The sequence below is a fragment of the Candidatus Neomarinimicrobiota bacterium genome, from assembly GCA_030743815.1.
In the GTDB taxonomy this organism is placed as follows: Bacteria; Fidelibacterota; Marinisomatia; order Marinisomatales; family S15-B10; genus UBA2146.
In genome coordinates, this window is record JASLRT010000082.1 from 1 (window position 1) to 9248 (window position 9248).

Genomic DNA, 9248 nt, shown 5'->3' on the forward strand with positions numbered 1-9248 from the left:
CCGAGCACACCCCTTTATTTTTGCGGCTTTGTTATCCGTATAGCTATCTGCTTCTTTGCTTGAAGTATTTACGCACCTCAGGCCGAGTTTTTGTTGATGATAGCGGGGCAACACAGTGCAGTTGCGGGATTTTGGATTAGGTGGCTGGCTAGTACAAGAAGGCTATATGTGGAACAATTACGACCACCGTGCTTACAGCAACTGGGAATTCCCCCCACAGCTGTTTGCCAACCTGTAGACTTCCATAGACAGATTCGTCATGCCACTCATTTCCGAGTTGACTCTCCTCTACCTCCCTTTTTCTGAGGAACTCGCGCCGCATATGACCTTCGGCTTTCGCTTATAACACGTCATCCTATTGTTTTCTGATCAGCAGGATCAGGAGCCCTTGCCCATTTCTACAATTCGGATGGGTGCGTCGGTGAAGCCCTTTGACTTTTCTTTCACCCTATATAATTAATCTGACTACAGGACTGCGCAGCTACACGTAATTTTTGTAATCTGGCTGATATTGCTGAGACGTCATGTAAGTCAGCATATCTGACGGTTCCGGCTTGGTAGCAAGACCACGTTTGTAAGCTACTTTCGCCACCGCACTAGCGATTACTGCTGAGACAGCCCTGATCTTTGTCAAGGGAGGATAGATGCACCCTTGTTTCAGATCCTCTTCCAACACCTCTCCAGCCAGCGCCTTGGCAGCCGCCGAGAACATTTCGTCAGTCACATGTTCTGCACCGCAGGCGATCACGCCCAGGCCGACGCCGGGGAAGACATACGAATTATTCCCCTGACCCGGCACATAAGTTTTACCGTTAAGTGTTACGGGATCGAACGGACTGCCGCTGGCGAAAATGGCACGACCTTCTGTCCATCCGTACGCCTGCTCAGCAGTGCACTCCGCCTTTGATGTCGGATTTGAAAGGGCAAAGATAACGGGGCGTTCGTTGGCGTTCCCCATCGCTTCAACAACCGGCTGAGTAAACGTCTGCGGCTGGCCGGATACGCCTACCAGGATGGTGGGGCTGAGGCCTTCTACAGCCGATAACAGATCGGGAAGAAACTCATGATCGTGGGCGTACGCAAGTTTGTGTTCCTGCAGGTTGTCACGGCTTTTGACCACCAACCCTTTCGAATCAACAAACCAGCATTTCCGTCTCGCTTGCTCGTCCGACAGTCCTTCATCAACCATTGCCAACGAAATCAGATCGCCGATGCCGATCCCCGCCTCCCCCGCACCGAGGAAAAGTATCTGTTGATCTGATAGTCTCTGTCCTGTGATTCTGAGCACCGAATAGATCCCGGCAAGCGTGACGCTGGCAGTTCCCTGGATATCGTCATTGAATGTGCAGGCCTTGTCCCGGTATTTTCTGAGCAAACGAAAGGCGTTCAAATTGCTGAAATCTTCAAACTGGATCAGTGTGCCCGGGAAAACGTCCCCAACAGCTGTCACGAATTCATCAATGAGAGCATCATATTCATCGCCACGGATGCGGCGTTGCCGTAGCCCTATATATAGCGGATCATCAAGCAGATGTTCATTATTTGTCCCCACGTCTATAGTGACGGGAAGACAAAACAGGGGATCGACGCCAGCACAGGCCGTATAGAGTGTCAGCTTGCCGACAGGAATGCCCATGCCGTTTGCGCCCAAGTCGCCCAGACCAAGGATTCTCTCCCCATCGGTGACAACGATGATTCCCACTTTTTCACGATACCAATTTCTCAAGACATCGCTCATTCGTCCTTTATCTTCCGCCGTAATGTACATCCCTCGCGGCCGCCGCCATATGTGGCCATACTCCTGACACGCCTGCCCCACTACCGGCGTATAAACGATTGGCATCATTTCATCAATATTGTTCAGGAGTACCTGATAGAATAATGACTCATTTCGATCCTGTAGCGCAATTAGATAGATAAACTTCTCCAAGTCTGAAGTCCTAGCATGATAGTTTTCAAGCACGCGCACAGCTTGTTCCTTCGCTGAGGAAATTCTCGGCGGCAACAGCCCGCGCAAGCCGAGCTCCTCACGCTCGAGCTCAGTAAATGCGGTGCCCTTGTTCGTAATAGGATCATGTAACAGATTGACACCTGTCAATCCAGACTTTGATTGCTTGCCAGACATGGTATACTCCTCCTTACAAGCTTAAGGTTGGGCGAAACTTAGAATAGTAAACATGGATTAAACTCCACTACATACAGCCGCTAATAGACTTCTTGCTCTATCTAAATTTACACAACATCTTTGCTCTTTTGAAATGGGATTGGTGTCTGGCGGCTCAAAATCGTTGTGAAAGACTTTTGCGAAAAAATAGATAGTATCTAAATTAGCGCCCGCTGGGATCGGCGTAACGCCGCACTGACATCGATTCGATGAGCGAAAAAGAAGAAAATAAAATGCACCGCTATCTGGTAACTCTCAGATGGTTCATCGAAACTGATGAGGAGTTGATAGCAGGATCACCAGAAGCAGATGAAAAAATACTCGAAATTCTGCGGCATCGTAACAATGGCAGTTCCTCATGTAGCACATGCCCCACACGAAATCAGCAGGGGCATGCGATTCTGCCACATCACGACTTTATGGGTAGTAAGTCTGTCTATATGAGCACGGAAAAGATTGAGGAATAATTCATTGGCTGATATATCTCACGCAAAAGATGGCTCCGGCAACATTGTTGTTGCCTCGTTGAACAAGCTTATCAATTGGGCTCGTTCTACCTCACCGTGGTATTTTCAGTTTGGGCTCGCCTGCTGTGCCATTGAGATGATGGCCACTGCCGCCTCACGCCACGATCTCGAACGGATCGGCATGATGCCCCGTTCCTCGCCACGACAGGCCGACGTGATGATTGTAGCCGGTACCGTCACTATGAAAATGGCCTTAAGGGTGAAGCGCCTCTACGAACAGATGGCCAATCCCAAATACGTCATCTCCATGGGGAGCTGCGCCACCAGCGGCGGTCCCTACTGCCAATACGGCTATCATGTTCTAAAAGGTGTCGATCTGGTAGTCCCGGTGGACGTCTACATCCCCGGCTGTCCCCCAAGGCCGGAAGCGTTAATCGAAGGTCTGCTTAAACTTCAGGAAAAGATCCTCGATGAACGCCCCATTCAAGACACCGTCTCCAAGAACCTTAAAACGCTCTTTTCAAAAGAAAATAAACAGTCCTCAGCAACTCCTTCTGCCGTTCCCGCTGAATAACTCTACCCCTACCTCGCTTGGCTTCAAGATCCATATTTCAACATTCAGAGAAGTCTTGACTTCTGTGCTGTGAAGAGACAAGAGCATAAGACGATCACAGATTTCGGCTGGTGGAAACGTCTGGCCGAAAGAACTGACAAAGAGCTGGAATGGTGGCACCGTTTCGAGAAGGACGTGAGGGGACAGGGCTCTGACCTGAAAGAAATCCGTCAACGGCAGCAGCCGCGACGGCCAGACTAACCGTTTCTCCTTTGTCCTCGCCAACAAGCAATTCCCCCTTCATTGCTACACCATGATTGAATTAACCGCGAGTTTTTACGCTATGCCGATATCTCATTAAAATGCCATCTTCAGATATCATTCATAAGATTGTCGATGTTGTCGGCTCCAAACTGCGTACTCCTGAAACGGTTACCACAGGCGTTGAGATCGAAAATATCCTCTATGACAACAATCTACAGAGAGTCCCGGTTAACATCGGGGAAACCTTCTCCATTATGGATATAAAGGAACGTCTTGAGAGTACCGATGCTCAGCCTGCGCATGTCATAACTGTTGAACCTGGCGGGCAGCTGGAATACGCTTCGCCCCCCCGCTCCACTCTCGACGATTTGAAGAACGCGTGGAACAGTTACCTTGCATCTCTGCTGGAGATATGTGAAGAGGAGAATCTGATGCTTCTCGATTTTGCGCTTGATCCTCTTTATTCTCCTGATGACATAGCAATTATTGACCACAAAAAATACCACCTTATGTGGCAGTGCTTTGCCACTACAGGCAAACTAGGACACTGGATGATGCTAAACACCACCAGCGTCCAGATCAACTACGACTATACCTCGTTGGAAGAAGCAGAACGGCTCGCTTTCCTCGCCGATGCTTTACACCCTTTCGTATCAGTCATCTTTGCTAACGCTCCGTTCAGAAGCGGCTCAGTCACTGGCAACCAGAACATAAGAGAAATCATCTGGAATGACACAGATCCTGCCCGTTGCGGCACACTTCTCGATCACAATATCAGCGCATCACAAGGTCTTGTGAGATCCTTTATAGACTACCTTCTTGCCACACCAACCATCTTTACCCTCACACGTGCAGATGATATCGGAATCTTTGACGGATCTCTTATGGAGTGGCTCTCTTCATTGGATGACGAAGGGGGTCTCGGTGCCAGCGATGCCCTTGCGGCATTACATCATATTTTTACCCAAGTACGATTCAAAGAGATCCTTGAAATCCGCGGACCTGACAGACCGCCCTTCGGTTTCGAGCTAGCCCCGGTAGCATTCCTGACCGGGCTTCTCAGGACTTCTGCCGTGTCAGATAAACTTTATGATATCATTCTGTCGTGGAGTCCAGAAGAGCGGCGACAGGTTCAGTCCAAGGCTCAAACGCTTGATCTTTCACAAAAGGCTTTCGGCAGAAGAACATTTCACGCCTGGATTGAACAGCTGTTCAGCATGGCGCTTGATGGTCTCACGGCAGGGAATGCCCAATCTGAAGCTGGCCATGAAAGAATCTTCCTGGAGTCTTTCGCGGAGAACTTTCTGCGTAATGGACCTGTTTCTCTTCAGATTCAAAAGGATTTTGAAAACTCCAGCAAATCGATAAATATTTACATAAGAGATCGATGGCTTAAACAGAAAGAAGCGCTGGGGGCGGCTCTCAAGGCACCCTGACTCGCGGAAACCCAATACAAGGACCAAGATCTATGAAAAGAGATGCGGGCTCAAATAGTAAACCACTTATAGGGATTGCGCCGGGATATTTTCCCAAAGAAAACGTCTGGTGGCTCATGGGGAAGGAGACATATACTCACAGTATCTGGGACACAGGCGGAATTCCAGTTTTGCTGACACACTCCAACTCTACGGGCAAGGTAGAAGAATTCACCAGCAAAATTGATGCCCTTGTTCTCACCGGCGGACCTGATCTTCCCATCGAATATTACGGCGGTTCTCCTTACGACTTAAATGGCGAGGAGCCGATGCATTCTAACCGCGTTGCCTTCGACCGGCAAGTGTTTAAAGCCTTCAGAGACCGGGAGAGGCCTACCCTGGCTATCTGTGCTGGACATCAACATATTAATGTTATCTACGGTGGAGATCTATGGGAAGACGTTCCTTCCCAAATGCCCGGCGCTCTCGACCACGGGGACTACAAGGGACCCGTCGTGAATCACACTGTTGATGTTGATAGAGATAGTTTAATCTACGACATCTTGAAGGACGCGGCCCCAACAGTCAACAGTACTCACCACCAGGGGGTCAAAGAGGTCGGGGCGGGGCTTAAAGCAACTGCCTGGTCCGCTGATGGTCTGATCGAAGCGATAGAGCCTGAAAACGGCACAGCTAACTTTGTCGCTGTCCAGTGGCATCCCGAGCAGATGCAGAATGATGAGAAGCAGATGTCACTGTTTAGATGGCTGGTAGAAGAAGCCAAAAACTGATTGTTGATGATTTACTGTGGAAGATGGATTGTCTCTTAGTCAACCGCGGCTACGCTGAGTAAACTCGCTGGTCCGTTATCCATTCCTCGATCAAGGCGTCCACAACAGGCTCAAATTTTCCTGTCTGCTCATAGATGTTTCGCTGACGCAGATAGCTGGGACCGAGATTCATGATATCCCGGACACCCTCTAACTCCTTACGGCAATTGAGTTTTTCACTTACTGGAGCAACTATCTCCAGCAGGTCTTCCATATTGTCCGCAATGGTTTGTTTTTCCCCCTCACTGCCTGTGATGATTTCAGCATCCAGGCTCCATCTGGATGCGCGCCACTTGTTCTCCCTGATGATCCAATGTCTCTGCGGCGGGATAAGATGCCCCTCATCATACATATCACTTAGCCAGACAGTGGTAGAATGAATCAGAGCCACGAGAGATATTAGTTCAGACATTGTCGGCATGCCATCACACATTCTCAGTTCAACTGTACCGAAGCCTGGATGGGGTCTTATGTCCCACCACACCTCTCGAACACTCGAAATCGCATCCGCCGATACCAAGGTGTTCATGAAGTTCTGGAATTCACCCCAGTTTGTCATTCGGTAGGGGAGCCCTGCAGTGGGGAGCGTCTCAAAAACCTTCACTCTCACAGAAGCCAGACCCGTGTCATTTCCCTGCCAGAAAGGTGAACTTGCCGACAGGGCAAGAAACTGGGGAATGTAGCTGCAGAGGGCATTAAAAATAGCGATGGCTTTTTCGCCGCTGTCTATACCCACATGGACGTGAAGACCAAAAATCATGAGGCGCTGGGCCGGCCACTGAACTTTCTCCACAAGTTCCCGGTATCTCTTTTTGTTAGAGATGGCCTGACCAGGCCAAGTGGCTGTCGGATGAGTACCGGCTGAGATTAAGGCGCACCCCAGGTCATCAAGAGTGGGCTGAAGCTGTACCGCAAGATCCGTCAGATCACGCCGCACCTCCTGTACATCTTTACATATCCCTGTGTTGAGTTCAATGGTAGACTGCAACAGTTCCGGCTTGATATGAAGATTTTCTTTAAACTTTTTCAAAATATAAGGAGCTTTAGAAACCAGACATCGCGTCTCACGGTCAACAATCTGGAGTTCGACTTCAACCCCTACGGTCGGCTCGGGTGAACTATTGAAAACAATCGCCATAATAAGTTTCTCCTTTAGACTATGATAGCTGCTCCTGATCTTCGAGGGTCGCCTGCGCCCTTTTCAGGCGTTACGGAGTTGGCTCCGCCGAAGAAAAGATTTTGTTCCTGCCAGCGATCTACATCGTAACGCCCCTCTAGTTTCTTAAGTTCGCCCTCATCAACCCCCGGCTCCGCATGAAGTACATTTCCATCAAGATGAATTCTGGGCGCCACCGTTGCCGCTTCAATATCAAGTCCATGGCAGAGGTGATTGATAACGATCTGAATTATGGCAGAGCGAATACGGTTACTTCCGGCGCTGCCCGTCAGAAGAACGGGCCCGCTTTCATCCACAACGATAGTTGGTGCTATCATCGACGAGAGGCGCGTGCGCGGAAGAAACCTGTGGAAACCTCCCGGATTAAGATCCTCCTCCCCCAGCATATTGTTGAGCATGAACCCCGCCTGAGGCAACATATATCCGCACCCTTCACCGTTCGTGGTAGTAACACTGGCCGCATTGCCGCTTTTATCCAAAACACTAATTTGTGTTGTAGCACCCATAACTGTTGCATCAGATGGAGCTGGCGAACTTCCCAGTTCACTGTTTATTCTATCCACGGACGCCCCGAAAAATGGTTGTTTTGAGAGGGCTGAAAACCCTTCGTCCAGAGTTCCTACCGGCAACCTTTCTTGTCTGATTCGGTTAGTCTCTTCAAACGCGGCGACAAGATTCTTGAGTGAAACGCGATGCGTCTTTACACATTGCATAGCTGACAGAAGGGCGAAAGTACAGTCAATAAGTATGCCGCTGAGAGCGGGAGGCGGGTTCAGCAAGACGGTAAAATCATGGAACGGCGTTATCAGAGGATCCCTTTCCTTTACTTGATACTCTTCCAGATCTTCCCGCCGGATAAGTCCACCATCCTGTGCCCAATCAGCAATGATTCTTGAGATTTCACCCCTGTAGATCAAATCCACCCCCTCATGTGTCAGAACATCAAGAAAGTCGGCAAATTGTGGCATAACAATTGTGTCACCCGCTTTTAACAACTTTCCCCCGGGAGCGAAGAGGTGTCGACTTTCTTCTTCATGAGTAATGATGGGCGTAAGAATCTTGATCAGATATGCCTGAGTTTTTGATAAAGGAACACCTGTTTTGGCGGCTTCAATAGCAGGCTCCATAACTGTTTTGAGGGGCATCGTCCCGAGACGCTCATGGACATGAAGCAGTCCCGCAGTATTGCCTGGCACCGCTGCGGCCCCTCTACCAATGTGAAATTCCTGCACTGTTTCGCCGAAATCGACAAAGACGCTGAAAAAATCAAGGTCGAGCTTCTGCACGTCTCCAGAGGGGGTATCTACGAAAAAATCGAACAAAATCGGTTTTGAATCGGTGGGCTGGGCCATAAAGTGGCCGCCGCCACCGGGACCGGTAAGCGTCGGCTCGGCTATCATGGCGGTAAAACAGGCGCCGACGGCTGCATCAAATGCGTTGCCTCCGCTCTCCAGAATTACCTGTGCGGCTGCGACTGTCGACTTATCTCCTGCTGCAATTACATTTTTCACGATAAATACGGAACGATGCGAAACGTACCGGGTAATCAGTAAAGCTAACGGGAGAGAAACGGAAAATCAAGATAATTGACGAACTGATTCTCAATCACTCCCCGGATAGTTTTACTGACTATTCTTGATTTTCGCCGACACCAGCTCTCAAACTTCTTTACAACCTCCCCTGAACTGATGCATTGGCTGGAGGACAGATAAGTTAGAGTATTTCAGTACCCGGGTGCCGGCGTGCTATTAATGGGAGATTATAGAATAGAATAAACCGTTTTCACGCGGGGCGCGAGCACTTACACCAGTGAATTGATAAATGCTAGCGGAATGACTTAGGTTGCGGCTGTCTCTTTTCTTCTCCTGCTAAATCCTGTGGTAGCCATCTTACGACGTATATAGGCAAAAACTTCCAAGAGCGGAAGGTCCTTTGGGCAGACATCATCACATGCCATCATGCCAATACATCCAAATATACCGCTATCCGTTGATACCAATTTAAACCAATCCTCTTCATCACGTTGGTCTCTAGGATCTATCATGAACCGGCCGATCCTGTTCAGTCCAGCAGCTCCCAGAAAATCAGGGGCTACTTGCGCAGTGGCACAGCCAGCGAGACAGCAGCCGCACTCAATGCACCGCTCGGCCTCATAGATTTTGTTGGCGGTGGCATTGTCCATCCGCTCTTCTTCAGTCTGCGGATCAAACTCTGTCTGGGTGTGTATCCACGATTCTATCTGTTCAGCTACTTCTCGAAACCACACTCCTGTATCCACAGAGAGGTCACCCAGTAATTTGAAAAACGGAAGTGGGTAAAGAGTGATTGTGTTAGGGAGATCAGAAGTCAATGTTCGGCACGCCAGCGTTGGGCGTCCG

9 protein-coding genes are annotated in these 9248 nt (G+C 49.5%); 5 read left to right on the forward strand and 4 right to left on the reverse strand.

Annotation, left to right across the window (positions count from 1 at the left end; genetic code table 11):
• Window positions 1–481 precede the first annotated feature (481 nt).
• Window positions 482–2125: an NAD-dependent malic enzyme gene (locus QF669_06580; GenBank protein ID MDP6457096.1), complete on the reverse strand. Its 1644-nt coding sequence runs from the start codon at window positions 2123–2125 to the stop codon at window positions 482–484.
• A gap of 248 nt (window positions 2126–2373) precedes the next feature.
• Between QF669_06580 and QF669_06585 the strand changes: the two genes are divergently transcribed.
• From QF669_06585 to QF669_06605, 5 genes are all read left to right on the forward strand, one after another.
• Window positions 2374–2631 (forward strand): hypothetical protein, encoded by a 258-nt coding sequence (locus QF669_06585; GenBank protein ID MDP6457097.1) that lies wholly within the window; start codon window positions 2374–2376, stop codon window positions 2629–2631.
• 13 nt (window positions 2632–2644) lie between these two features.
• Entirely contained in the window at window positions 2645–3205 is a 561-nt protein-coding gene (locus QF669_06590) for an NADH-quinone oxidoreductase subunit B family protein (GenBank protein MDP6457098.1), read from the forward strand.
• Between the two features lie 69 nt (window positions 3206–3274).
• Window positions 3275–3445, forward strand: a complete 171-nt coding sequence (locus tag QF669_06595; GenBank protein MDP6457099.1) for a hypothetical protein — start codon at window positions 3275–3277, stop codon at window positions 3443–3445.
• Window positions 3446–3546: 101 nt separating this feature from the next.
• Entirely contained in the window at window positions 3547–4884 is a 1338-nt protein-coding gene (locus QF669_06600) for a glutamate-cysteine ligase family protein (GenBank protein MDP6457100.1), read from the forward strand.
• Between the two features lie 32 nt (window positions 4885–4916).
• Window positions 4917–5654 (forward strand): gamma-glutamyl-gamma-aminobutyrate hydrolase family protein, encoded by a 738-nt coding sequence (locus QF669_06605; GenBank protein ID MDP6457101.1) that lies wholly within the window; start codon window positions 4917–4919, stop codon window positions 5652–5654.
• Window positions 5655–5703: 49 nt separating this feature from the next.
• On the opposite strand, the gene QF669_06610 is transcribed toward QF669_06605, so the two are convergent.
• From QF669_06610 to QF669_06620, 3 genes are all read right to left on the reverse strand, one after another.
• Window positions 5704–6831 (reverse strand): glutamate--cysteine ligase, encoded by a 1128-nt coding sequence (locus QF669_06610; GenBank protein MDP6457102.1) that lies wholly within the window; start codon window positions 6829–6831, stop codon window positions 5704–5706.
• 14 nt (window positions 6832–6845) lie between these two features.
• Window positions 6846–8381, reverse strand: a complete 1536-nt coding sequence (locus QF669_06615) for a gamma-glutamyltransferase (GenBank protein MDP6457103.1) — start codon at window positions 8379–8381, stop codon at window positions 6846–6848.
• Window positions 8382–8707: 326 nt separating this feature from the next.
• A partial coding sequence (locus QF669_06620) for a 4Fe-4S dicluster domain-containing protein (protein ID MDP6457104.1) occupies window positions 8708–9248 on the reverse strand: 541 nt, incomplete at its 5' end.